Source organism: Candidatus Hadarchaeales archaeon (genome assembly GCA_038823825.1).
Classification (GTDB): domain Archaea; phylum Hadarchaeota; class Hadarchaeia; order Hadarchaeales; family Hadarchaeaceae; genus JAVZGN01.
In genome coordinates, this window is record JAWBCC010000001.1 from 424,920 (window position 1) to 446,759 (window position 21,840).

Annotated in this window: 30 protein-coding genes; 7 read left to right on the top strand and 23 right to left on the bottom strand. The window is 44.9% G+C overall.

The window, feature by feature from the left end; translation table 11 throughout:
• Positions 1 to 44 precede the first annotated feature (44 nt).
• Both albA and aspS read left to right on the top strand, forming a co-directional pair.
• Positions 45 to 326, top strand: a complete 282-nt coding sequence (gene albA / locus QXF64_02220; protein MEM1689309.1) for a DNA-binding protein Alba — start codon at positions 45 to 47, stop codon at positions 324 to 326.
• Between the two features lie 50 nt (positions 327 to 376).
• The gene (aspS, locus tag QXF64_02225) at positions 377 to 1,690 is read left to right on the top strand and encodes an aspartate--tRNA(Asn) ligase (GenBank protein MEM1689310.1); all 1,314 of its coding nucleotides are present in this window, start codon (positions 377 to 379) and stop codon (positions 1,688 to 1,690) included.
• Here aspS and QXF64_02230 read toward each other — a convergent pair.
• The 3 genes from QXF64_02230 to QXF64_02240 are packed head-to-tail and all read right to left on the bottom strand — an operon-like array spanning position 1,687 to position 3,771.
• Positions 1,687 to 2,403, bottom strand: coding sequence for a metallophosphoesterase (locus tag QXF64_02230; GenBank protein MEM1689311.1), 717 nt, complete (start codon positions 2,401 to 2,403; stop codon positions 1,687 to 1,689). The two genes, aspS and QXF64_02230, sit on opposite strands and share 4 nt — an antisense overlap.
• 8 nt (positions 2,404 to 2,411) lie before the next feature.
• On the bottom strand, positions 2,412 to 3,599 hold the full coding sequence (locus tag QXF64_02235; protein MEM1689312.1) for an NAD(P)/FAD-dependent oxidoreductase: 1,188 nt from the start codon (positions 3,597 to 3,599) through the stop codon (positions 2,412 to 2,414).
• The gene (locus tag QXF64_02240) at positions 3,580 to 3,771 is read right to left on the bottom strand and encodes a 4Fe-4S binding protein (GenBank protein MEM1689313.1); all 192 of its coding nucleotides are present in this window, start codon (positions 3,769 to 3,771) and stop codon (positions 3,580 to 3,582) included. Before QXF64_02240 ends, QXF64_02235 begins: the two co-directional genes overlap by 20 nt.
• Positions 3,772 to 3,858: 87 nt before the next feature.
• Here QXF64_02240 and QXF64_02245 point away from each other — a divergent pair, with 87 nt between their 5' ends.
• Positions 3,859 to 5,085: an inorganic phosphate transporter gene (locus tag QXF64_02245; protein ID MEM1689314.1), complete on the top strand. Its 1,227-nt coding sequence runs from the start codon at positions 3,859 to 3,861 to the stop codon at positions 5,083 to 5,085.
• Entirely contained in the window at positions 5,082 to 5,756 is a 675-nt protein-coding gene (locus QXF64_02250; protein MEM1689315.1) for a DUF47 family protein, read from the top strand. The genes QXF64_02245 and QXF64_02250 overlap by 4 nt, the downstream gene beginning before the upstream one ends.
• Positions 5,757 to 5,758: 2 nt before the next feature.
• Here QXF64_02250 and QXF64_02255 read toward each other — a convergent pair whose 3' ends face one another.
• The 18 genes from QXF64_02255 to QXF64_02340 form a co-directional block, all read right to left on the bottom strand.
• The gene (locus tag QXF64_02255; GenBank protein ID MEM1689316.1) at positions 5,759 to 6,514 is read right to left on the bottom strand and encodes a proteasome assembly chaperone family protein; all 756 of its coding nucleotides are present in this window, start codon (positions 6,512 to 6,514) and stop codon (positions 5,759 to 5,761) included.
• Entirely contained in the window at positions 6,499 to 6,666 is a 168-nt protein-coding gene (locus QXF64_02260; GenBank protein MEM1689317.1) for an RNA-protein complex protein Nop10, read from the bottom strand. Before QXF64_02260 ends, QXF64_02255 begins: the two co-directional genes overlap by 16 nt.
• 2 nt (positions 6,667 to 6,668) lie before the next feature.
• Entirely contained in the window at positions 6,669 to 7,454 is a 786-nt protein-coding gene (locus QXF64_02265; protein MEM1689318.1) for a translation initiation factor IF-2 subunit alpha, read from the bottom strand.
• Positions 7,454 to 7,627: a 30S ribosomal protein S27e gene (locus tag QXF64_02270; GenBank protein ID MEM1689319.1), complete on the bottom strand. Its 174-nt coding sequence runs from the start codon at positions 7,625 to 7,627 to the stop codon at positions 7,454 to 7,456. The genes QXF64_02265 and QXF64_02270 overlap by 1 nt, the downstream gene beginning before the upstream one ends.
• Positions 7,628 to 7,958: 331 nt before the next feature.
• Positions 7,959 to 8,501 carry a hypothetical protein gene (locus tag QXF64_02275; protein MEM1689320.1) on the bottom strand — a complete coding sequence of 181 codons (543 nt, stop codon included), beginning with the start codon at positions 8,499 to 8,501 and terminating at the stop codon, positions 7,959 to 7,961.
• A complete protein-coding gene (gene priS / locus QXF64_02280) occupies positions 8,498 to 9,445 on the bottom strand; it encodes a DNA primase catalytic subunit PriS (protein MEM1689321.1) in 948 nt (315 codons plus the stop codon). Before priS ends, QXF64_02275 begins: the two co-directional genes overlap by 4 nt.
• A complete protein-coding gene (locus QXF64_02285; protein ID MEM1689322.1) occupies positions 9,414 to 10,706 on the bottom strand; it encodes a hypothetical protein in 1,293 nt (430 codons plus the stop codon). The genes priS and QXF64_02285 overlap by 32 nt, the downstream gene beginning before the upstream one ends.
• A gap of 28 nt (positions 10,707 to 10,734) precedes the next feature.
• Positions 10,735 to 11,481 (bottom strand): proliferating cell nuclear antigen (pcna), encoded by a 747-nt coding sequence (gene pcn, locus QXF64_02290; GenBank protein ID MEM1689323.1) that lies wholly within the window; start codon positions 11,479 to 11,481, stop codon positions 10,735 to 10,737.
• Complete coding sequence (locus tag QXF64_02295; protein MEM1689324.1) at positions 11,475 to 11,813, bottom strand: hypothetical protein; 339 nt, start codon at positions 11,811 to 11,813, stop codon at positions 11,475 to 11,477. The genes pcn and QXF64_02295 overlap by 7 nt, the downstream gene beginning before the upstream one ends.
• A complete protein-coding gene (locus QXF64_02300; GenBank protein MEM1689325.1) occupies positions 11,810 to 12,124 on the bottom strand; it encodes a transcription factor S in 315 nt (104 codons plus the stop codon). The genes QXF64_02295 and QXF64_02300 overlap by 4 nt, the downstream gene beginning before the upstream one ends.
• Positions 12,124 to 12,519: an NUDIX hydrolase gene (locus QXF64_02305; protein MEM1689326.1), complete on the bottom strand. Its 396-nt coding sequence runs from the start codon at positions 12,517 to 12,519 to the stop codon at positions 12,124 to 12,126. Before QXF64_02305 ends, QXF64_02300 begins: the two co-directional genes overlap by 1 nt.
• Positions 12,519 to 13,097, bottom strand: coding sequence for a signal peptidase I (locus tag QXF64_02310; GenBank protein ID MEM1689327.1), 579 nt, complete (start codon positions 13,095 to 13,097; stop codon positions 12,519 to 12,521). Before QXF64_02310 ends, QXF64_02305 begins: the two co-directional genes overlap by 1 nt.
• Positions 13,084 to 13,686, bottom strand: a complete 603-nt coding sequence (locus QXF64_02315; protein ID MEM1689328.1) for a DUF99 family protein — start codon at positions 13,684 to 13,686, stop codon at positions 13,084 to 13,086. Before QXF64_02315 ends, QXF64_02310 begins: the two co-directional genes overlap by 14 nt.
• A complete protein-coding gene (locus QXF64_02320; protein ID MEM1689329.1) occupies positions 13,687 to 13,965 on the bottom strand; it encodes an RpoL/Rpb11 RNA polymerase subunit family protein in 279 nt (92 codons plus the stop codon). It abuts the gene before it with no gap.
• Entirely contained in the window at positions 13,966 to 14,157 is a 192-nt protein-coding gene (locus tag QXF64_02325) for a hypothetical protein (protein MEM1689330.1), read from the bottom strand.
• Positions 14,154 to 14,732, bottom strand: coding sequence for an exosome complex RNA-binding protein Csl4 (locus QXF64_02330; protein MEM1689331.1), 579 nt, complete (start codon positions 14,730 to 14,732; stop codon positions 14,154 to 14,156). Before QXF64_02330 ends, QXF64_02325 begins: the two co-directional genes overlap by 4 nt.
• Before the next feature lie 20 nt (positions 14,733 to 14,752).
• Positions 14,753 to 15,754 (bottom strand): diphthamide biosynthesis enzyme Dph2, encoded by a 1,002-nt coding sequence (gene dph2 / locus QXF64_02335; protein ID MEM1689332.1) that lies wholly within the window; start codon positions 15,752 to 15,754, stop codon positions 14,753 to 14,755.
• A gap of 161 nt (positions 15,755 to 15,915) precedes the next feature.
• Positions 15,916 to 16,884 (bottom strand): 5,10-methylenetetrahydromethanopterin reductase, encoded by a 969-nt coding sequence (locus QXF64_02340; protein MEM1689333.1) that lies wholly within the window; start codon positions 16,882 to 16,884, stop codon positions 15,916 to 15,918.
• Positions 16,885 to 16,934: 50 nt separating this feature from the next.
• On the opposite strand from QXF64_02340, the gene cofE reads away from it, so the two are divergent.
• From cofE to QXF64_02355, 3 genes are read left to right on the top strand one after another with little or no spacing between them, the layout of a single operon-like run.
• Positions 16,935 to 17,678, top strand: a complete 744-nt coding sequence (gene cofE, locus QXF64_02345; GenBank protein MEM1689334.1) for a coenzyme F420-0:L-glutamate ligase — start codon at positions 16,935 to 16,937, stop codon at positions 17,676 to 17,678.
• Positions 17,679 to 17,688: 10 nt separating this feature from the next.
• Positions 17,689 to 18,624 (top strand): 2-phospho-L-lactate transferase, encoded by a 936-nt coding sequence (gene cofD / locus QXF64_02350; GenBank protein MEM1689335.1) that lies wholly within the window; start codon positions 17,689 to 17,691, stop codon positions 18,622 to 18,624.
• A gap of 46 nt (positions 18,625 to 18,670) precedes the next feature.
• A complete protein-coding gene (locus tag QXF64_02355; GenBank protein ID MEM1689336.1) occupies positions 18,671 to 19,492 on the top strand; it encodes a PHP domain-containing protein in 822 nt (273 codons plus the stop codon).
• Between the two features lie 5 nt (positions 19,493 to 19,497).
• On the opposite strand, the gene rbcL is transcribed toward QXF64_02355, so the two are convergent.
• Together rbcL and QXF64_02365 are read right to left on the bottom strand one after the other, a co-directional pair.
• Positions 19,498 to 20,790, bottom strand: a complete 1,293-nt coding sequence (rbcL, locus tag QXF64_02360) for a type III ribulose-bisphosphate carboxylase (protein MEM1689337.1) — start codon at positions 20,788 to 20,790, stop codon at positions 19,498 to 19,500.
• A 57-nt stretch (positions 20,791 to 20,847) separates the two neighbouring features.
• Complete coding sequence (locus QXF64_02365; protein ID MEM1689338.1) at positions 20,848 to 21,834, bottom strand: RNA-guided pseudouridylation complex pseudouridine synthase subunit Cbf5; 987 nt, start codon at positions 21,832 to 21,834, stop codon at positions 20,848 to 20,850.
• Positions 21,835 to 21,840 lie beyond the last annotated feature (6 nt).

A 21,840-nucleotide genomic window follows, 5' to 3' on the forward strand; every position in this document is an offset into this window, starting at 1 on the left:
ATCTGCGCTATTATCGGAAATAGAAAACAAAGGAGGCGAATGAAATGGCTGAGAAGTCTGCAGAAAATGTGGTTTACATCGGAACGAAACCAGTGATGAACTACGTACTAGCGGCCATCACCCAGTTCAACGAGGGCGCGAATTCCGTTGTCCTCAAGGCACGAGGCAAGGCCATTAGCAGAGCCGTCGACGTTGCAGAGATCCTCAGGAATCGCTTCATGCAAAATCTGACAGTGCAAAACATCGCAATCGGAACTGAGCAGGTTCAGGGAGAGAGTGGCACGGCCAACGTCTCAACAATTGAAATTACTTTGAGCAAGGCATAAGGCCCGTGCCCTCCTTTTTTATTTTTTTAAACCATTGTTTTTAGAGAACCATGGACGAATTAGGGGACCTCCGCAGAACTCACTTGGCTGGGGAGATAACTGAGAAGAATGAAGGTCAAGAAGTCATCCTCATGGGTTTTGTCGAGAACATAAGAGACCTCGGCGGAATAAAGTTCTTCATACTGCGTGACATCAGCGGAACTATCCAAATCACCATTCCCAAACAAAAAGCATCACAGGAAATTTTACAAAAGATTTCCATCTTAACCCCAGAATCCTGCGTAGCCGTAAGAGGGGCTGTGGTCAGAGTCCCTCAGGCCCCCAGAGGAATTGAAGTAATCCCCTCCGAAATCAGAATTCTAAATCTAGCTCAAACACCTCTTCCACTCGATATAACTGGGAGAGTTAAAGCCAACCTCGACACGAGATTAGATGCCCGCGCATTAGACCTTAGGCGCCGAGAAGTTCTTGCGATCTTCAAAATCAGACATACGGCTGTTCAGGCCATCAGAGAGTGTCTCACATCTCTCGGATTCGTTGAGGTTCATACACCGAAGATAGTCGCTACTGCCACGGAAAGTGGAGCAGCTCTTTTTCCTCTAACTTATTTCGACCGAGAAGCCTTTCTGAGCCAAAGCCCGCAGCTATATAAGGAGGTGTTGACGGGGGCTTTTGAGAGAGTCTTCGAAATCGGACCAATCTTCAGGGCTGAAGAGCATGACACACCGAGGCACCTGAACGAGGCAACATCGGTGGATATAGAGATGGCCTATGCCAGAGCCGAAGATGTGATGAAAATCCTAGAGGAAGTTATCATTTCTGTTTTCTCGAGAGTAAACGAAAAATGCAGGCAGGAGCTTGATATTTTGAACAAAACTCTGGAAGTTCCGGAAAAACCCTTCCCGCGCCTAACTTATTCGGAAGTTTTGCAAAAACTCGACGAAGCCGGTCTACACATTCCTTGGGGAGAAGACATACCAACTCCAGCTGAGAAGAAGCTCGGCGAGATGTTTCCTGGACCATACTTCATAATCGACTGGCCGTTAAAGATAAAGCCATTCTACACCATGCCTAAATCTGAAAACCGCGAGCTCGCAGAAGCTTTTGATCTCATGTATGGTAGTCTAGAGTTGGCTTCCGGTGGAACCAGAATACACCAATACGATTTGTTGGTCGAGCGTCTGAAAGCTCACGGTCTAAACCCGGAAAATTTCTCATATCATCTTCTACCATTTAAATATGGGATGCCACCACACGCGGGGTGGGGTCTGGGTTTAGAAAGACTGACGATGGTTCTCACCGGAGCGGAAAACATCAGAGAATGTGCACTGTTCCCAAGAGACAAGAAAAGGCTCACTCCTTAGAAAAATCTTTCCAAACCAAATTTCCTTGGAAGTTCTACAATTGCTATTTCTTTCCTTGCCGGAAGAGAAGCGTTCATTATAAAAGTTCTGCCGATCTCCGCTTCTAGCCTCGCCGATCTATGGGCGTGTCCGTGGAACCAGACATCCGGCTGTCTCCTTTTTATCACATCTTCCATCCTTTTACAACCCATCTCAGGCCATGCGTATTTCTCCTCACCCTCAAGAGTAAGATAGGTCGGAGCATAATGGGATATGACAATTTTGAGATCGGCTTTCAGATTTTCCAAAAGATTATCTAAGATTTCAACACGTTTTCGATATACTTCGAAGAGCTCCGGCCTATTTTTTCGCTGCCAAGAAGTCGGTCTGTCAAGCGAACCTCTGGAACCAACAATCCCCACAATTTTTCCGTGAATTTCTAACTTTGCGGCCTGATCGTCCAACCACGTAATCTCTTCAAAACTCCTCAGGGCTTCCTCTTTTTCCTCATATTCTTCGTTTCCAAAACACGCAAAAATTTTTCCGGAATATACTTTTTTGATTTCTTCGATTACTCGCGGCATCTGTGTGAAATCTCCTTTAAGAACAACATCGCCCACCAAGAGAAGAACATCGAGATCACCTATTTTTGCCAAACTTTTTGTGAAATCATCGAGATACTTAGGAGCGTGGACATCGGCAACGGCCCCGATTCTTATGATCGGTTTTTCCATAGACTCCACTAAAACAGACCGCGAAGCTTGAGCAACAGTTTTGGATCCGCCCGCATCACCGCTCTTATTAGATCTGTGAGACTTATTCTGTCAAACTCTATCTTGCTGACCGCCGCTGCAAGTTTGTCGAGCTCTTCATCTGAAAGGGAGAGGAAAATCTCCTTTGCCTTAAGATATTTTTGCAGACGTTCACCAAATGAAGCTTTCCACCTTTTATCGTATTCCATCAATCTCTTTTCGGAGATCTCTCCCTCTTTTACAGCTTTAGCCGCTACTTCGCCGGCGATCGATCCAGCTCTCATTGCCGAGTCTATTCCACCTCCCGTCAGAGGATTCACCTGTCTAGCCGCATCTCCGACAACCATAACGTTCGATTTCACGGTTTGTTTGAGAGGCCCACACACCGGGACTCCACCAGCATTTATCTCGATAATCTTCCCTCTCACCAAGTTTGGCATTCTTCTCACAAAATCTTGAAGATATTCGAGAGGTGTCTTCTCCGCTCTGCTCGCGAGAATGCCTATCCCAACGTTTGCGTAATCTTCACCCTTTGGGAAGACCCAAGCGTAGCCTCCAGGAGCGATCTTGCTCCCGAGGTAGAATTCGAGAACCCTTGTGGATTCCAGCTTTACACCCTTCATCTGAAATTGGGCACAGGTGTCGATGTCTGCGGCTGTTATCACACTTTTTATCCCGGCCCATCTTGCAACTCTAGAACCCACACCATCCGCAGCTATCAGAACCTTGCACCTTACTTCTATGCTTCCGCCAAGACCTGAACCCCTGACTCCAACGATTTTCCCATCCTCGATGATTGGCTGATTAACATACGTTCCGACGATCAGCTCAGCTCCGGCTTCCACAGCACGTAGCGCAAGGAACTTGTCGAAAATCTTGCGGTTGAGTATGTAACCGACTTTGCCACCAGCCTTCTCGGAAATCTTGACCTCGATTCCTCCTGGAGAGACTATCTTCACGGCATTCGTCTTGTTCACAGCCCAACTTTCATCCGGTTTGATTTTCAGTTCATTTAACACGTCCTCCGCCAGAGCCTCGCCACACTGAACCGGGACTCCTATTTCTCTTCGTCTATCGATCATGAGAACGCTTGCACCAGCTTTGGCCGCAGCATATGCTGCGGTCGAGCCAGCCGGCCCTGCCCCGACTATGGCGATATCACACTCTCTTTTTTCCAACCGTGATCGCCCCCACTGGACAAACTTTGGCACAAAGACCACAATCATTGCACCTGTCGCTCGCCATAACCTGCCCATCTGTGGCTTCTATCGCATCAAGCGGACAAACACTCACACATGCCCCACATCTCATGCAGAGATTTCCATTCACGCGCATTCTATCCTCCAGCATATATGCCCGTCAGCTATTTTTAAGTCATCGCTTGTTATGTCCATCAAAAAGATTAAATGCTCTCTTTCCCGATGCTCGTGAGAGGTCATGATAGTCTGGCTAGTTTATCTTGTTGGAATGATTTTATCATGCGCAATGGCGTGGGCCCTAGGAGCAAACGATGCCTCTAATCCGACCGAATGCGCTGTTGGTGCAGGCGTCATTTCCTTACGCAAAGCGATCACTCTTTTCGCGATTTTCGCCGCATTGGGCGGAATTTTGATAGGCCCATTCGTGATAAAAACGTTTGACAGGGGACTCGTCGATAGAAAAACTGGTTTCGAAACCGGCTTGCTCAATAAAGAGACCTTAATTCTCGGGAGCCTGACCTCAGCGCTTGCTACAATCATCTGGGTTGCCGTCTCTACTTGGCTCGGAATGCCAGTGTCAACAACGCACTCGGCAATCGGAAGCATTCTTGGATTCGGACTCATCGCTTGTCCAAGTCTAATTGGTTGGGGCAAACTGAAACTCGTTGCAGTTAGTATCGTCCTTTCTCCCGTTTTATCCGCTCTTTTAGCCGCTTTCTTCTTTTACATCATGAGGCATATCTTTTTGCGAGGTTCAAACAAAAAGATTTTGCTCACAACGGCTGCAATAGTCTTCTTTATATTCCTCACGACATCCATTTCAATTTTCCAGATTTTTTGGAAGGGTAAAATCTCGGAAATTGTCTTTGTCTCAACCATTGCCTCTGTTCTGGGATCATTAATCACCGTTGGATTGATGAAAAGAAAAAAATCAGGGAAAGATTGGAGAGAAGGTTCGCTCGCATTCTTGCTTATTCTTTCGCTATCTTTTTCGGCTTTCGCGTTTGGCGCAAATGATTTAGCAAATGCAACTGGAGTTTTTGTAACTCCTACAGAGATTCTAACCGGAAAACCAACTTTAACAACCATGCTAATTCTCGCAATACTTGGAAGCATCTTCATCGCTTTGGGCGGATTCACTTGGGGACCCAAGGTGATCGCAACGGCGGCCTACAGAATCACAAAACTGGATCCTTTGATGGGATTCTCCGCCGAACTCTCAAATGCCCTGTGCGTTTTCCTCTTCACCACCGTTCCCGCATGGTTGACGGGCTTCGGTATACCTATTTCCACCACCCATAGCAGCATCGGTAGCATCATAGGTGTCGGTCTGGCTGCAGGTGGTTTTGGTAGCATCCATAGGGGGACCACAGGAAAAATCCTTGCCTTCTGGGCACTAACGATTCCTTGCGCAGCGTTTATAAGTATGGGAATTTTCAGATTACTTAGCTGGGTGATCATTTGAGAAGCGGTCCAATTGCTTGGTTGGGAAGAGGAAGGGAAAAGGAAATCCTAAGACTTTGTGAAACCCACATGCAGAAAATCTGTTCGGTTGTTATCTCGCTAAACGAAACGATGGAAAACTTTCAGAAGGGGAATCTGCAAGGAAGCAGAAGCTCCTATCGGACTTCCTTTGAGAAGGAAAAAGAAGCCGATGAGATAAAGCGTAAAATACTCGTTGAACTTTACGGTAAGGTAATACATCCGCTCGATCAAGAGCATCTTGTTAGGCTCATTTTGACCGCAGATGACATAGCTGCAAATGCAAAAGCTGCAGCGATGAAAATCGGAACGCTAGCAGATCCGAAGAAAATACCTCCAAACCTCAGAAAACTCATGCTCAATGTTTCAGAGAATCTTGTCGGAATGGTTATGAAAACTTATGATGCGTTAAAGTTACTTAGAAAAGATAGAGAGTCTGCAATCGCTGTTACAAACGAGATAGAAAAGACCGAGGAATTGATCGACGACTTCAGAATCAAGAAAATCTTGCCAGAACTGCTTGAATGGTCCAGAAAATGTCAAGATATTGGACAGTATCTGCTCGTTAAGGAAATAATCGATAACATGGAAAATGTAGCCGACAGATGTGAGGATGTTGCAGATATAATCAGATTTATTGCTTTATCCCTCTGAATTTAGCCGATGTAGAATAACTCTTCACTTTCCCTTCTCTTCTCTTCCCTTCTCTCCATCTCACTCTTTAACTTGCGCATCATCTCCTCTATTTCCTTCGCGCGTATCTCCAAATTTTCAAAACTAACCGAAAGCCCCAGTATTTGTAAAAGCACGGTTAAAACTGCCTTAGCTGCACGTGCATCTGCAATCATTCCCATTGTTTCTCCCAAGAGACAGAGACCTTTTATCCCGCGCAGTTTTCCGAGACCAATGAGCAGCCCTGCCGCACCAATGATCGGTCCGGCCAATCTGTCTGATATCGCTCCGAATTTCTCTGCTTTTTTGACAAGACTTGCGTCTCCTAGAGCAATAACTCTTGGGGTGTTTATCACATACTCGCCAGTCGCGAGTCCACCTAACGTAAACATCTGTTTAACCCCTCTCTGCTCCAAGAAATCCAAGACCTTCTCGACAACCCGATAGTGTCCCTCTGACCCGAACGGCTGAACATCTCCCACCCAGAATATGTAATCTCTTCCGCCAGCTTGCGCATGATAGAGCTCGTTCCTCAGTAGTCTCATCGTCCCGTCCGGTTCTATCACAACATGATGAGGAAAAGAGGAGGAATATATTTCTGCAAACTTCTCTGCCTTCAGCTGCGTGATGAGATGTTCCACGGCTATCTTTCCGACGTGCCCCATGCCGGGCAATCCCTCTACCAAAATTGGATTCCTAAACTTTTTAGTTGCCAGCAGATGAATCACTGTTTCGCGCATTCATACCCCTTCTTTAACATTCTTCTGTATTTCCCGTACGGATCGAGCGGAGAAAAACGTGGAGGATGGGGAGTCGATGTCTCTCCTCCACATGCAGGACATCTCTCTCTCAAAGTGTATCTGCCACAAGATTTGCACCGTTTGATTTTCACATTTATCCCCTTATAAACTCCCCATTCCCTCCCGCCCTTTTTATAGCCTCTATCGCAACGTCTGCCGCCTGTTTCATCACAGCCTCGGCCGTTTTGTAAGATGGTGCAGTCACGTTTATCCTATAGCGCGGTGGACTTTCCACATATATCTCTATTTTTGCATCAGCAGTTGCAGAAGCTTTGGCAGCGAGCAAGGCGGCTCTTATTGCTTCCACACCATTTGGCCGGTGAGAAGAAAGAACAAGCGTTCCAGAAATCTTGTAAAGGGGTGTTTCTATGTTTTCTTTGGCAATTTTCGCAAGTATCTTTATCCATTTTTTATTCTCAATCACGCCGTCCAACGCATGCTCATCTTTTGCCAAGGCCTCGAATGCACCATATAGATCGCCAAATTTTTCCTGAAGCTTAAACCCAATTTCCTCATATGCCTCATCCAAAGTTTTCTTCATCTTTTTTGCTGCAATTTCAAGGAGTTTTTCTGCTCTTTGCTCAAGCTTAATGCGCTCAATTTTCCATCTTTTTTCGCTTTCCTTTACCCTACGTAAGGATAGATCTATCGCTCCACGAACCGGGTCTACAGAAAGAACCCGGCATACGATTTTTTGTCCTTCTCTAACATGATCGCGGATGTTCTTTATCCAACCTGAAGCCACCTCCGAGATGTGAATCATTCCTTCCTTCCCGCCATACTCATCCAAGGTTACATAAGCCGCTTGAGGAAAGACTTTCGTAACCGTACAGAGAACCAACTCATCTAGAGAGGGCCACTCGGATCTCTTTCTCGGCATCAACTCATCTCTCCGAGGATAACCCCCTTTATTTCGGCTTTTCCTCCTTTAGGAACAGCAAGAGTCTTCTCACATATTCGACATTTCACGATAGTGCTTGCGTGACTAAAAACCAATTGCTCGTTGCCGCATCCGGTACATCTGACGCGAAGAAAAGTTGCTTTCTTTTTCATCTCACTCACCTATTTGGACTTTCTTCGCTCTGAAGCCGGTGCGGGGATGAGCCTTGCCACACTCAGAACACCTAAGAAGCCAAGCAAATTTCTTTGTTGTCTTGAAAAATTTTTTCTGTTCAGATCTCGGCTGGCTACCGTAACCCTTGCTTATTCTTTCGAATTGCCTCTGTCCCCAACTGAGAGACCTCGCCTTATGTTTCTTTGCCTGCGAAACCGTGTGCTCGGTATGTTTTTTACAGTGGGGACAATACGTCCGGATTTTTTTTGGAAGCTTCATCGTCTCTGTCAAAATACTCGTTATCTACATAAAAGCCTGTTTTTCAAGATTTTACGACGGATGTATTTCCTCAGCGAACCTGTGTTTTATCACGAGCTCTGCGTTTTCCGCTGGCAAGTTTGCTATGTCTCCCGCGTCGAATGGTCCATAAATTTTCCCATCTACACCTACTATTTTTTGTGAAATCCCTAGGCGAAAAACAACTAACCTTCTCACACAGGCTCCCGGAATCTTTATCGTTATTTTTTCTTCCGAAACCAGCGATCTTCGTATTTCTGCGAGAAGTCGGTTCACTTCTGAGAATTTTTCGCGTTCGATCTCAACCAAGTTCTGGGGAGCTCTTCCAGTTAGAATCAGAATAATTGCCTTTGTAGTTCTGACCGAAAACAAAAGCTCGGTCAGCCTAATCGCCTCTGAAAGCTGCCGCTCGGCCAATGCCTTTTCTAGCCCCCTCTTCTGCTGTATTTCCATTTTCAATTTTTCCAAAAGTTTACAAACATCCTGCACGAACCCGTCCGCAAGCTTTTCCACATCTTTTGAATTCATCTCGCGTTTGCATATTTCCGCAAGTTCGTCTAATGTCAAATCCTTCAATGTTCCACCTCCATCAGGAACTTCGGTACTGCATCGTCTGGATGAAACTTTTCAATGTTCTTTATGACCATACATTTTCTGCTCACACCTGAATGAAGGCTAGACGGCAGCCTGAGTATACGTTTTGTGTCCACCGTTACTTTGCCGTCAGTGAGCTGAAAATTCATTTTTGCGAGAAACTGGAGAAGTTTCTGAATGGTTCCAACTCCTATTTCTCCTGGTCTGAGAATTTCCTCTATTTGTCCTGCTTTTATTTTCTCAATGATTTTGCTTTTCTCTGCGAGAATTTTACTCAAAACCCTTCTCGATTTTATAGCATCTTTGAGTTCGTCCTCCCGAACTTTTTCCAGCATATACGCGATCCTTTTTCTGAATATCCTTGAATATCCGAAGGATATCGTCAAATCTGAAGGAATCACGCCTCCAACGATATAACTGACCATTTGATCACGTTCACTCGCACCCAAGAGCATTGCTGGCTCATCAGTTGTCCTCATGTGAAAACCTCTCCCAGAGTAAACAAAGTGTATATCCCGGAAGCCGAAATCCGATTTCAGAACATCCGAAAACTCGATTGCCAACTGCTTAGCTTCCATTATACATTTCTCGCAGACCTCTCCTTTAGGACATCCGCAACTTTTTACAGGCAGGTCTTTTGCGTCTATGTCAAAAACCAATTCGGCTTTGATCCACCCCTCTCTTTGTTTCGGATTCTGATAGAGACAGACGCTCGAATACGCCGCATGAGGTGCTTTCGACTTCAGGAAATTTGCCAAGTCCTCGATCGTGAGAAACTGAATATACCTATAGTTTGGGCCTGTTCCATCCAAATCAAATCCAAATTCTCTCATGGAGAGAGTATGAAGAAGGAAATCTGGCAGATCCTCCTTTTTCCATTCCTCAGCGTAAAACCTACGCCTCTCCTCCGGTTTTGCCTCTCTCATTATCACGCACGCCACCTCTGAACTTCTCCCTCTTCTTCAGAAAGTAATACGTGAGCGGATTCTTCACGTTTTTGCACATATCATCCGGTTTACAGAGCAGTGGAGCCGAGGACCTTATCTTGGAACAATTTGGAACCATATACCATTTTGATCTCCCGGAATCCTCGATTTTCGGCTCGGTCGTCATCCCAAAGCCAAGATGATAGAAAATATTTGCTTTCTCCTGCGGTTGATCTTGGAAGAGGGGCGGGTTACAACGATTCGCCGCCTCTACTATGAGCGGGACGATTTCTTGAGTAACTATCGATATGTCTTTCACGAAATCAGATATCTTGTTTGAAGCCTTACCAGACGGCGCAATTCTTGCATATGAAAGAAACGATGTGAGAAGCATGACGACTCCAAAGTTTCTCAAGCCGTGACTCACACCATTCATGACGGCTGAGACACAGGGAGGAAAACAGTCGGGTAAAAGTTTACCCGCCATGCGTCTGGTGTCGACCGCAATAGCTGGCGCCCTTGGCACCATCTTGGATATCCGTTCACCAACTGTGAGCAAGAGGGGATGCGGCTCTCCACCCTCCTGTAATTTTTCAAATACTTCCTGGATGTATCGCTCTGTTTTGACATACATAAGCTCCGAATAGAGGTCCCACAAATCACGAAGAGAAACTATTGCCCAGCCACTGACCATGTGAAGATCTGTAACTTGTAACCTCCCATGAGCAATAAGGGGAGAAAGATCATGCCATCTAACAGCCAAAGACGGCATATACTGGGGAAGAAGATGATCATCCACCTCCTTCAGCCCATCCTTCTTTAAGCGCAAATCTCGTATCTTCCTAAGGTCGTTTTCATCAAAATTCATGCCAAGAGCTTTGGAGAGTTCTTGAAGTGTCAGATTTTTTATCTGCCCACTGATTGCTTTGAGACAGAAGTCTCCCTCTCCTTTTCTGAATAAGTTGTAAAGCCTGTACCTTATTGTGTCTCTCGTCTTTTCTGCCACAAACTGAACTTCCCTAGAATAAGGCATAGACACAGAAGCAGTTGCCTGCATCGCCAGATAGAATGAGAGTATTTCGTTCTCAACAGCTCTCTCATTTGGTTCAACGATACATTCACTCGTCTTCCATTTCAAGCGATCTACTGCAAGTTCTATGATTTCCTGAGGCATAGAATCCAAGGGGGGTGCTTTAGCTACTATTTTCTTCGCTTCTTCGCCGAATGGGTCCAGCACTGGAAGGTAGAAATCTGACAGCATCCGAATTCCATTTGGTGGAGCTGATTAATTAAGCCTCAATTAGCGGGGCTAGGAAGAACCTCAGTTTTCCCTTTTCGAGTTTCATCTCCATCTCTAGCGGAAGATCGGTGCCAAGTTTCAAAATGATTTCATCCGAAGAAGACGCTCCTTTTACCATCTTCAGAAGATATTCTAGTTCGAACTTCGCACTCGTGTTTTGCTTCACATCAAGTTTTGTAAGTGCCGCGTCTCCCTCTTTCAATCTCAATTCCGAAGAGCCTTTCTTACCCTCAGCCGAAATAACAAACTCGCCTTTCTTTGCCATAATGAGAACGCTTTCGGACACCATTTCAGCGTCCTTTAGACCATCTATAAGCACTTCTGCCGTAAGCCCAACTTCTGCCGTGAATTGTATTTTTGGCTCCGATACCTCTTCTTCTTCAACATTGATTATTGGAATTCCGAGTTTTCTCGTAGAAGCCCCGCGGAAAGTTAAAAGGAGTCTGCTCCCATCTTCAGAAATCTCCAATGTTAACTCTTCCCCGCTCTTCATTCTACTCAAAGCTTTCTCGAAGTCGACGAGATTTACACCGATTATCATTTCATCTGTGACATCGTATTCGTCAAATGCATCAGCTGGAAGCTCGAAATCTACCATCGCTATTCTCGAGGGATCCAACGCCCGCATACTAACACCTTTTGGTGTAAACCTGAAAGCTGATTCCTCAATCAACTCTACTATCGATCCGATGGCATTTTTCAAAATCTTCGGTTCAGCCATTCGCATCTTTACCATTCAAGTCCCTCCTCAAACCTAGAAATTTCTTGCCGAACTTCTCTATAAAGCTGTACGTTCAGGCCGTCCATCTTCTGAATTATGTCGATTTGAAGTTTTGTCTCCCCCATACCGACTGGGAAACCGAACACTCTGATAACAGAGCCAGGGCGGATGTCCTGCAAAAGGATGGGATCTTTTACAAAACAAGAAATTTGTCCGGTTTCGTCTGCTATTACTAAATCCACTTCACCTGTCTCGACCACCGTGCCTAAAACCCTCACTCGACCATCTGTTGATGAAATTTCCGAAATCCTCTTCTCTTTATAAGGCGAGCGTACAAACATGTTCATACGTATTCTCTCCAGACTTTTCCACACTTCACACATTTATAAAACCTGGTGGATGGCTCGTCCGCGGCCCTTGTCTGTCTTATCCACCAGTAAGCTCTATCTGCGCCACAGTTCGGGCAAATCACGTGGGTTGTTGGAGCTAGTTCCCCTCTTTTTTCTACGACTATAACGTCCGCTTCCTTTGTGGAAATTTTTCGCTTATCTTCCTGACTAGCCTGCTCCCGATATCCGCAGGAGTTGCAGACCAACATGAGTCTCCTGCCGATCTCTTGAGGTAGCATCACTCCCCCACAGCGTTTACACTTCTGCATTATTTTCTATTCAGACCGGCGTCAATTAAAATCTTAGCGTGGTCAAAAGCAAGTCTTTTCCACGGAATCTTCTTAAAAATTCGGACTTCGGCGGCATCTGAACCAGCGCGCATCTTTCCACTAACTACCTTTGCCAGGAAGCATATGCTTACGACATGCCCACGAGGATCGCGAGACGGATCAGAATACACTCCAAGTAGTTTCTCTATTTCAACTTCAAGCCCAGTTTCCTCTTTAACTTCTCTGGTTAGCGCCTCCTCCACCTTTTCCCCATATTTGACAAAACCTCCCGGAAGCGCCCATTTCCCTCGAAAAGGAGGATTCTTCCTCCTCACCAAAACAATGCCATTCTTCGCTTTTATCACGGCGTCCACGGCTAATCTAGGCGAGGTCATTATCTTCCCTGTACAATTATGGAAGGCCATCCTAGTTTTGGAACCACATAAACAACTTTACCGATGATATCTTCTGGTTGTATCTCTCGCTCTTGCGGAAGGGGAAATGGGTTGTGATCCCCTTTGGTTATCAGCCTTATCTCTCCGTCTTTCTGCCAGATTGCGAGAACCCGGTGAGTCATGGGGAGCCCACCATTTTTACCCCTCATTACTATCACATCACCGACAGAGATTTCGGATATGGAAGAGACTCCTTTAACAATTATCAGATCTCCTCTTTGAAAACCTTCCTTAACCGGAAACTTGGAAGTATCGTAAGTACGTAAAACATCCTCCGTAAGAGGTATACCATATTTACTGAGGAGCCACCTTCTTTCTTCTCGATTCTCGAAGTAAACCCTCCAATTAGGATTATCCTTATGACTCATGCTATCTGAAACCACAGACATCCAGAAAGATGTGGTTCCAGCGGCTAAGGTTGCGAAGGAAACCATAAAGCTGTATACCAGTAGGAGAGAAAGAACAGTTCCGAGAAGATTTTTAATTTTAGAGCTTCTCTTACGTTTATGGCCCGCCATGACTTTCACCTTTTACCATTGCAGTTGCAATCATATGTGCAAGCCTCACCGGTTCAGGTATCGAACTTCTCACACAACTCATTCTTACTATCTTTTCAGCTTCTCTGAGATTTATCCCAATCGGTTGAATATAAAGGGGCGGCCCCCTTGCTTTCGGACGCATCTCATAAATTTTGCCCGTTTTCTTTATCAACTGCCATCTTTCTTTCCAACCTGACAAGTTCTTTAGTGCTGTCCTCATTTCACGCATATTTGGTCTTTTCCTTGAAATTACTATGAACGGAAGACCTAGCTCATCGGAGGCTCTGTGAACATCCAACACGTTGAAACCCGCAAAAGTTATCCCATCCGTCAAAATTACACGAAGCTGCCCTTTATGACGACTTTTGGAAACCATCTCAATCAATTTGTCAGTAACATCCATCCCATCTTTTTCTATCTCTGTTTTGAGCACACCATCAACGGACGTTCCCCCTCGGCAAACTACTCCAACAAGTAATACGGCTACGGATGTGCTCGGACCATCATCCACTCCGAGCATCCTTATTTCAGGCTTAACATGAAAAGATGCTTGAGGTTTGGTTGACATTCACTTTAACGCCTTTTTAAACTTTTCCTCGAACTCGTCTATCTGCCTCTGAATTCTGGCAATCGCGTCCTTTATCGCCTTTTCCGGAGTTTTTCCCGAGGTTTGTATGTAAAAAGTTATCGTTTTTGTAAGAGGATGATCTTCTCTGTAGGCAGCGAATACAACATCTTCGTCACTGTGAAGCTCGGAGCATAGAAGATTCATAATAGTGTGGTCCGTCCCCGTTACCTTTAGAACTCTTTTCTTTTCCTCTTTCTCGACTACCTCTACTTCCATCATTCATAACCTCCTTGCAATCTCTCTAATTTTCCTTATCGTACTTTTAATCTCTTCCTCATCACCATAGATGTAAATATTTACCGCGCATCCTGAGCCTTCTGCGTCCATGTTGGCACTTATTTCACCGAGAGCTTCCATAAGCTTCATTAGGGAAGAAGCATTTGATACTTTTATCCGGATTTTTTTCTTCAAGGTGTCCCCCGCCTATAGTCCGTAGAGAGTTTTCTTGTTTCAGTACTTCCGCAAGTCCTGCATTTCAGTTTGTTGTCCTCCTTTTCAAGAGGTTGGCGACATTTGGAACAGAGAGCATATATCACACCCAGGGCTCTATCTATCGTTGTGAGGTGAACACATTCTGGCCGGACCTCGATTACTTTTGCTTTTATTATGTCTCCAGCTTTAAACATCGCTCCTAAATCACGCACGAATCCGCGCTGAACTTTGGAGATATGAAGAATACCGATTCTCGGAGGTGGGAGCTCCCTATCCTCCTTACCGATCATGTTCATGAGCAGGACGGTGGCAAACTGATCTCTTACTTCTTCGACACGCCCTATGACCAAATCTCCCGGTTTTAGAATTGGGAGAGTCTTGGTCCTAGCAAAAACTGAAACTTTTCTTGTTCGAATATCAAGGAGAACTATTCCAATGGATGAAGAGTAGACTTTTCCTTTTTCTTCATATGTTCCTTCGCCTGGAAGAAATTCCTCGGGCGTGGCAAGGAAATCGCCCGGAAGCACGAAATCTCCAGTCTTTACTTCAACCATTTTCAATCCCCTTCTTTGATTTATTTCAATGCCATTATAAAGTCCTGCTCTTTAACCTCGTCAAGCTCATATGAAGCCTTTTCTCCTAGGATTATCGAGAGTTCAGATGATGTCAACACGGGGAAGTCGAAAAGTTCCCAATCGTCAATCGGTATTCTCGGACAGGCGACAATGACCGCTGCATCTGGGTCAAAATCCGCCAGAGAGTCTGACGAAATTTTATCCACAATCAACAAAGTGGCTTTTCGTTCATTTCTGAGTAACTTTTCATAAATTTTTTCCGCTAATGCGAATCGAAATTGCCCTGGTTTCGTGGAAACCACAACACACCATTTCCGAGCATCACGAGCACGCATGATGTATGCCATTCTCTTACGAAGGAACTCTTCTCCACTAATTTCCTCGACCTCAAATGTATGAGGGTTCACACATATAACTGGGCTATTAGAGATTATCGATGCGCCGAGTGGATGAAATCTGCCAGTTCCGAGATAAAGAAGACGGTCAGGATTGAGAACCGAACGAACACTTTGAAGATCACAGCCAAGAATTTGACCATCATACTTCGTCCTCCAGCCGTGTTGTCCGATCATGGGAATTCCACCCAGTCTTCGAATGATTGCCGCAAGATCGGAAAGGTAGTCGATATATTGGACCGTCGTGAAGATAGCAACCTTTTTTCCACAAATATCTCCGATTATTTTTTCCAAGGGTTCTAAATCCAAGTTTTTTACCCTAGCTTCCACGTAAAGAACCGGGATCTCTGTCCTCAGACCCATGTCTGAATGTCCATAGTGAACTAGAGCGGAGCAACCAGCTTGACACGCCTGCTTATCTGCAAGGTCGCAAGATCCGAAACAGCTATCAAAAACAATTGGTTTTATTCCTTCTCTGTAATAGACCTCCAGAATCTCGTCGCAATATCTCTTTAAACCAGCAGGAAGTTGAATCCCAACACTTTTGTTCTTGTATTGTCGGATGAACTTCACGACTTTTTCTTCTTCGAAATCAAATAACATCATTTAAAGATTAATCTCGGACAACAATTAATAAGGATGTAATAGACGAGAATCTCTGCGTTCAATGTGCCCTCTGCACGTTCTCGAAATATTCGAGTATCCGAAGCTAGTTGGAGGATGCTATAAAGCTTATCCAGGGAAAGAAAACTAAGCGTACAATGATGTCACAATAGACGACTGGAGATCTGTTTCAAAACAGCTGGTTTATTTCTTCCGATTGGAGAACCAACAACCACTGTTGTTATTCCGAGCTTTCTTAGAGCTTCGATTCTTTCTTCCAAAACCTTTAGCGGTCCTGTAACACTGAACGCTTCGATCATCTCAGGGGTTACCTCCTCGCGGGCTTTTTCTATACTTCCAGCCAAAATTCTTCTCCTAACTTTCTCGACATCTTTCTCGTTTATTCCGTGTCTCTCCAAAGAACTTTTTGGAGCAGATGATGCGATGAATGAGACAACTCCTCTGACCAACTTTCTAGCTACCTCTGGATCATCGTCTATGGATACGGCCATATAGGCCACAAAGTCAAAATTCTTTTTCTTGACTCTCATCCCATCTCTAACGAAACTTAACGATTCGCGTATATCTTCTGGATGTGAAGCATTTATCAACACACCATCTCCCAAGCGCCCGGCAAGTTTGAGCATTTTCTCCCTTCTACCACCAACGTAAATTGGAATATGACCTCCCGGATCGAATCGCAACCTTGCTCCCTGACACTTGAAAATTTCCCCATTGAAAAATATGGTACGGCCGGAAAGCAGACCTCTAATGATTTTGATTGCTTCTTCCACGGCTCTCACCGGTTTCTCTTGCTTTAATCCCACTGTTTGGAGGAATAACGGGTCTCCAGCGGATATTCCAAGTATGGCTCTGCCTGCAGAGATCTCATTTAACGTCGCTATCGCCGTTGCTGTGATCGCTGGGTGCGCAGTATAAGGATTCGTGACACCTGGCCCAAGAGAAATCTTTGACGTGCTAAGAGCCAACCTCGTCAAAACTGTGTGGACATAGCGATTATGGTAGTGGTCACATATCCAAATCTGGCTAAAACGAAGGCGTTCGACAAGTTTTGCAAGAGAAACCATTTTGTCTATTTCTATGTATGGAACAAACTCAACCCCCAGCCGCATCACTTTTCTTTAATCTCTGATATAATAAAATACAATGTGTGGGGATTGAAATGGAATTTCTACCACTTCGAAATTTCCCAATTGTAAAACCCGGAGACAACCTCCCCAAGCTCATCGTAGAAACCGTGGGAAAAAACAATGTTTCGCTTGAGGAGGGAGACATAATCGTTGTATGTCAGAGCATAGTTTCTAAGAGCGAAGGAAGAATCGTTAACCTAGAGAAAGTTAAACCAAGTCGATTGAGTGTGGCATTAGCAAAGAAGCTCGGAAAAGATCCTAGAGAAGTTGAGGTAATTTTATCTGAATCTTCTGAAATCATCAAGATTGCACACGTCATAATTTCCCGAACGAAACATGGCTTTGTCTGTGCCAATGCCGGAGTTGATCGATCAAATGCTCCACCAAACTGCGTGACGCTTCTGCCGGAAAATCCAGACGAGTCTGCGAAAAAAATACGTGATTTCATAAGGAAAAAACTCGGCGTTAATGTCGGAGTAATAATCACGGATACGCAGGGGAGAGCTTTTAGACTCGGATGCGTAGGCGTCGCCATTGGCGTTGCTGGCGTTAAGGTGTTAGATGACCTCAGAGGAAAAAAAGACATTTATGGTAAAAAACTTGTTTCAACAATCACGAGCCCTGCAGACGCAATAGCTGCAGCCGCTGTGTTGATGATGGGTGAAGCCGATGAGAAAACCCCCGTCGTAATAGTTCGCAATGCCCCACAATCTGTGTTCGGAGAGAGCAAATGCATCGAGCTTGTGAGACCAAAAGAGAAGGATCTTTTTGTATAAGGTGTGATGGATGATAACCGTTCTTTCCGGGGGAACCGGAACGCCAAAACTCATTCAAGGTTTAACCAAAATTGTAGATCAACGTAATCTGAGGATAATAGTGAACACAGCCGAAGATACTGAGATTTCTGGATTGTATGTTTCACCAGATATTGATACGGTTGTTTACACTCTGGCCGGAATTGTCAACGAAGAAACATGGTATGGGATATCTGGAGACACATTTAGCTGCTATGAAATGTTGAAAGTTTTGGGAGAAAAAGAGTTGTTGAGAATCGGTGATAAAGATAGAGCTGTCAAACTTTACCGAACCTTAAAAATGCGGGAAGGATGGAGTCTATCAAGAATAACCGGAGAAATCTGCAGAACTCTTGGAGTTAAGGCAATAGTTTTGCCTATGAGTGATGATCGCGTTAGAACAGTCATTCACACGGAGGAGGGCGATTTGAGTTTCCACGAGTTCTGGGTCGCGAGAAGAGCAAATGTAAACGTAAAAAATGTAACTTTTGAGAATTTGGAAAATGCTCGACCCGCGCCTGGAGTTCTGGAGGCCATTGATGAAAGTTCGCTAGTGATCATCGGACCTAGCAATCCGGTGACCAGTATCGGACCTATCATCGGAGTTCGAGAAATAGGAAAGAAATTGATGAAGAATAGAGAGAAGGTAGTGGCCGTTAGTCCCATCATAGGTAATGCTCCAGTCAGTGGCCCCGCAGGGATCTTGATGAAAGCCTTAAAATATGAAGTAAACCCAGTTGGTGTTGCAAAGATTTACAGACAATTTATAAAGACTATTTTTGTGGATAAAAGTGATCATTATCTCGCTCCTGAAATTGAGCGGCTCGGCATTTCTGTGGAGAGTGCCGACCTCTTTCTACCCGATATTGAATCCAGAGAGAGACTCGCAAGAAAAATTTTGGAATATCTAAACGAACGATCATCCTAACCTACTGAAAGTTATTTATGGTCGTAGAGAGTATATTGGTGGAGTAGTGCAGAAAGTTGCTGATCTTCACATTCATACTATTGCCTCTGATGGTAGCTACAGACCTGAAGAAGCTGTAAAAATCGCCAAGAAAATGAAGATTTCTGCGATAGCGATCTGCGATCACGATTCTGTGGACGGAATTGAACCGGCATTAGAAGCTGGAAAACTTTATCGGGTTAAGGTCATACCGGCTGTCGAGATGTGTTATGAAGAAGGTCCAACTGGAGCTCACATCGTTGGTTATTTTATTGATTGGCGAAATGCCACTTTGAAAGAAGCGTTACGCGAAATTCAGCAGGGGCGATTCAGAAGAATAAGAGATATTGTTGATAGATTATCCGAAATCGGAATCGAAATAACACTCGCAGACGTTTTGGCAGAAGCGGCAGAAGGAAGTGTGCTAACGAGACCTCATGTGGCAAGAGCCATGGTTAAGCGCGGATACGTGAAATCTGAATCAGAGGCATTTGAAAAATATTTGATCTATGGACGCCCGGCCTATGTCAACCGTTACCAACTCCCCCTTGGAGAAATCATGCGGTTGATAAGGAATTCCGGAGGAGTTCCCGTGCTTGCTCATCCAAAATATCAGGACGCCATAAAGTTTGTACCTTACCTTGTAGAACTTGGTCTCAAAGGGATCGAAGTTTACCACCCAGATCACACACCAAAAGAAGTAGCAAGATTCAAGAAAATTGCCAAAAAATACGGATTGATCGAGATAGGCGGTTCTGATGCTCACGGGGCTGAAAGACCCATAGGAACCGTAACAGTTCCGTACGAAATTGTAGAAAGATTGGAGAAAGCCAGACCTGAGATGATTTAAAGGAGTCAAACTGGTTTCATTTTGCCCCACTTTTCGAGAGCTTTTTTCAATTCGATGTGTTTTTCTGCCTGCTCTTCTAGCGGAATGTTCTGTTTGTATGCTTCTATGGCCTGTATCACCGCCATTGCCCCTGCGCGAACTCCCATCGGATGTCCAAATGTTCCTCCTCCAACCTGAACGACGATATCCGTGGTTCCATAGAGATTGAAAATCTCCGGCAAGATTCCAGGATGAAGCCCGCCGGACGCCACTGGAAGCATTGGCTTTATCTTCCCCCATGACTGCGAAAGTCGGAAGCCTGGTATCTCATTCACCTCACGCTTTACGATTGCGTCCCTGATGGCTAAGACTTCTTCCCTCTCTCCAGCGAGTTTTCCGATAACCGTGCCGATGTGGAGCTGATCCACGCCTGCTAAACGCATGAGTTTCGCCAGAACCAGCATCGACATCCCGTGCTTGGGATTGCGCGTAAACATTGCATGCATCGCCCTATGTCCGTGAATTGCCATGCGATAATCACGCGCGAGTTCGGTGGCTGTCTGCACCGCCGTGAATCCACTCACAACAACATCGATCATAAAATATCGGAAACCATTGTCGTGAACAAGTTTTATCCTTCTTTCTAGTTCCCAAAGGTCTGGAGCCGTCACATTAATGAATGCGTCCTTCACCTCACCCGTTTCTCTTTCCGCTCTATCTCTCTGCTTCGCTAGAAGAGTCACGCGTTTCTCGAATCTGTTGAATCTTTGACTTGTCAAATTTTCGTCGTCCTTCACACAGTCGATCCCGCCAACCCAAAGTTCATAAGCCATTTTGGCGTGTTCCGACGCGCTGAAGCCAACCTTTGGTTTCGGAACCACGGCGGTTATCGGACCAGACTCTCGCCTGAATATCTTTTTTATAGCATCAATGCCATAAAGTGGACCGCTGAAATCTTTCAGATATTCGCTTGGAAATTGTATGTCGATCAATCTTAGATTTTTGAGAGCCTTCATACCATAGATGTTGCCACCAACTGCACTCATCAGCCCTGCGATTGATCCGTGCTCAAAGCTGTCCATTGGATAAGCGATTTTGACAAGGTTCTCCCTATACCAGAAGGCAACGGCTTTGGGTAGACTTTTTGGAAGGACTGTTAACGTTGTCCAAGTTCCGCAGGAGCTCTCTGAGGCGATTCTTCCGATAGCCTCCTCTGCCGATATCCCATTTGCCGGTTCATAATAGAAAAGCGCCACTACGTCGCTTGATTTGGGTTTATATTTCTTATCAACAAACTCTAGATACCATTCGACCTTCATCTCATCATCCACTACTTTACTGTTTTTTCATATATTAAGCCAACAAACACCGTTGTCTCACTTTTTCCATTCCCTTGGATATGTTCCTGGTTGCATTACCACCCTTTCCGGCTTAGCTACTATTCCATATTCCGCTTCAAGGATCTGCTCAGTATTCATGACCGCCCTCGCAAGTTCAACTAATTCTCCTTTTAACGTCATTATGGCTACAAGAGAGCCGATAGCTATATCTGAATCAACAGCAACTACGCCAGGAGCCGCTAAGCTTGCACCATGACACAAAGCATCGACAGCACCATCTCTTACCACTATTTTTGGAAGATGTTCGACAGCAGTTTCAACTGGCAGTATTACTTTTCTCAGCTCCTCTTCGTCTCCATTTTCTTTCCAAAATGCATAAGCATCAGCAAGGTCCTGCAGCTTCACAGAATTTTCTTCCTTAAAAGGTCCAGTTTTTGTTCTCCTCAGCTCCTGCATATGTGCACCACATCCAAGGGCTTCTCCGATATCATGGCAGAGTTTCCTCATGTATGTTCCGGCTTCGCAACCAACCTTCATCAGAACATTTTTGCCCTCAATTTCTATCGGTTCGATGTAGTAGATCTGCCTTTTTCTAATTCTTCTTTTCACGGCTGCTCTTACGGGAGGCCTCTGAAAGATTTCTCCGGTGAACTCTTTGAGAACTTCCAGAAGTCTGTCCTCTGGAACATCTTTGTGAAGAACCATCAAACAAACATACTCTTTACCCGCTGGTTGTAATGCCATAATTACTTTCGTTGCATCTTCGATCGCGATCGGAAGAACTCCGCTGACTCCCGGATCAAGTGTACCACCGTGGCCCGTCTTCTTGACATTCAGAATTTCTTTGACCCAAGCTGAGACTTCGTGAGAAGTTGGTCCGCGTGGCTTGTCTAGGTTTATAATACCTAGTCTGATAAGCTCTGAAATAGGTCTTCTGTCTGGCCTACAACCATATTTCGGATCAGACACGTCCTGAAACTTGAAGAAAGTTTGTCTCTTTACCTCTGAAGGCAAGACACCCAAAAAATT

Bases quoted from the DNA above. Each gene is read 5' to 3' on its own strand.
- QXF64_02310 (MEM1689327.1), bottom strand. From the start codon at position 13,097: ATGGCGGGCCATAAACGTAAGAGAAGCTCTAAAATTAAAAATCTTCTC.
- dph2 (MEM1689332.1), bottom strand. From the start codon at position 15,754: ATGATGTTATTTGATTTCGAAGAAGAAAAAGTCGTGAAGTTCATCCGA.
- pcn (MEM1689323.1), bottom strand. From the start codon at position 11,481: ATGGTAAAGATGCGAATGGCTGAACCGAAGATTTTGAAAAATGCCATC.
- QXF64_02240 (MEM1689313.1), bottom strand. From the start codon at position 3,771: ATGCTGGAGGATAGAATGCGCGTGAATGGAAATCTCTGCATGAGATGT.
- albA (MEM1689309.1), top strand. From the start codon at position 45: ATGGCTGAGAAGTCTGCAGAAAATGTGGTTTACATCGGAACGAAACCA.
- QXF64_02265 (MEM1689318.1), bottom strand. From the start codon at position 7,454: ATGCCGAGAAAGAGATCCGAGTGGCCCTCTCTAGATGAGTTGGTTCTC.
- QXF64_02285 (MEM1689322.1), bottom strand. From the start codon at position 10,706: ATGCTGTCAGATTTCTACCTTCCAGTGCTGGACCCATTCGGCGAAGAA.
- QXF64_02315 (MEM1689328.1), bottom strand. From the start codon at position 13,686: ATGTCAACCAAACCTCAAGCATCTTTTCATGTTAAGCCTGAAATAAGG.
- QXF64_02295 (MEM1689324.1), bottom strand. From the start codon at position 11,813: ATGAACATGTTTGTACGCTCGCCTTATAAAGAGAAGAGGATTTCGGAA.
- aspS (MEM1689310.1), top strand. From the start codon at position 377: ATGGACGAATTAGGGGACCTCCGCAGAACTCACTTGGCTGGGGAGATA.
- QXF64_02230 (MEM1689311.1), bottom strand. From the start codon at position 2,403: ATGGAAAAACCGATCATAAGAATCGGGGCCGTTGCCGATGTCCACGCT.
- QXF64_02340 (MEM1689333.1), bottom strand. From the start codon at position 16,884: ATGCGGCTGGGGGTTGAGTTTGTTCCATACATAGAAATAGACAAAATG.
- QXF64_02305 (MEM1689326.1), bottom strand. From the start codon at position 12,519: ATGACCTCGCCTAGATTAGCCGTGGACGCCGTGATAAAAGCGAAGAAT.
- QXF64_02270 (MEM1689319.1), bottom strand. From the start codon at position 7,627: ATGAAAAAGAAAGCAACTTTTCTTCGCGTCAGATGTACCGGATGCGGC.
- QXF64_02300 (MEM1689325.1), bottom strand. From the start codon at position 12,124: ATGCAGAAGTGTAAACGCTGTGGGGGAGTGATGCTACCTCAAGAGATC.
- QXF64_02245 (MEM1689314.1), top strand. From the start codon at position 3,859: ATGATAGTCTGGCTAGTTTATCTTGTTGGAATGATTTTATCATGCGCA.
- QXF64_02330 (MEM1689331.1), bottom strand. From the start codon at position 14,732: ATGGTTGAAGTAAAGACTGGAGATTTCGTGCTTCCGGGCGATTTCCTT.
- priS (MEM1689321.1), bottom strand. From the start codon at position 9,445: ATGAGAGAGGCAAAACCGGAGGAGAGGCGTAGGTTTTACGCTGAGGAA.
- rbcL (MEM1689337.1), bottom strand. From the start codon at position 20,790: ATGAAGGTCGAATGGTATCTAGAGTTTGTTGATAAGAAATATAAACCC.
- cofD (MEM1689335.1), top strand. From the start codon at position 17,689: ATGATAACCGTTCTTTCCGGGGGAACCGGAACGCCAAAACTCATTCAA.
- cofE (MEM1689334.1), top strand. From the start codon at position 16,935: ATGGAATTTCTACCACTTCGAAATTTCCCAATTGTAAAACCCGGAGAC.
- QXF64_02320 (MEM1689329.1), bottom strand. From the start codon at position 13,965: ATGATGGAAGTAGAGGTAGTCGAGAAAGAGGAAAAGAAAAGAGTTCTA.
- QXF64_02255 (MEM1689316.1), bottom strand. From the start codon at position 6,514: ATGCGCGAAACAGTGATTCATCTGCTGGCAACTAAAAAGTTTAGGAAT.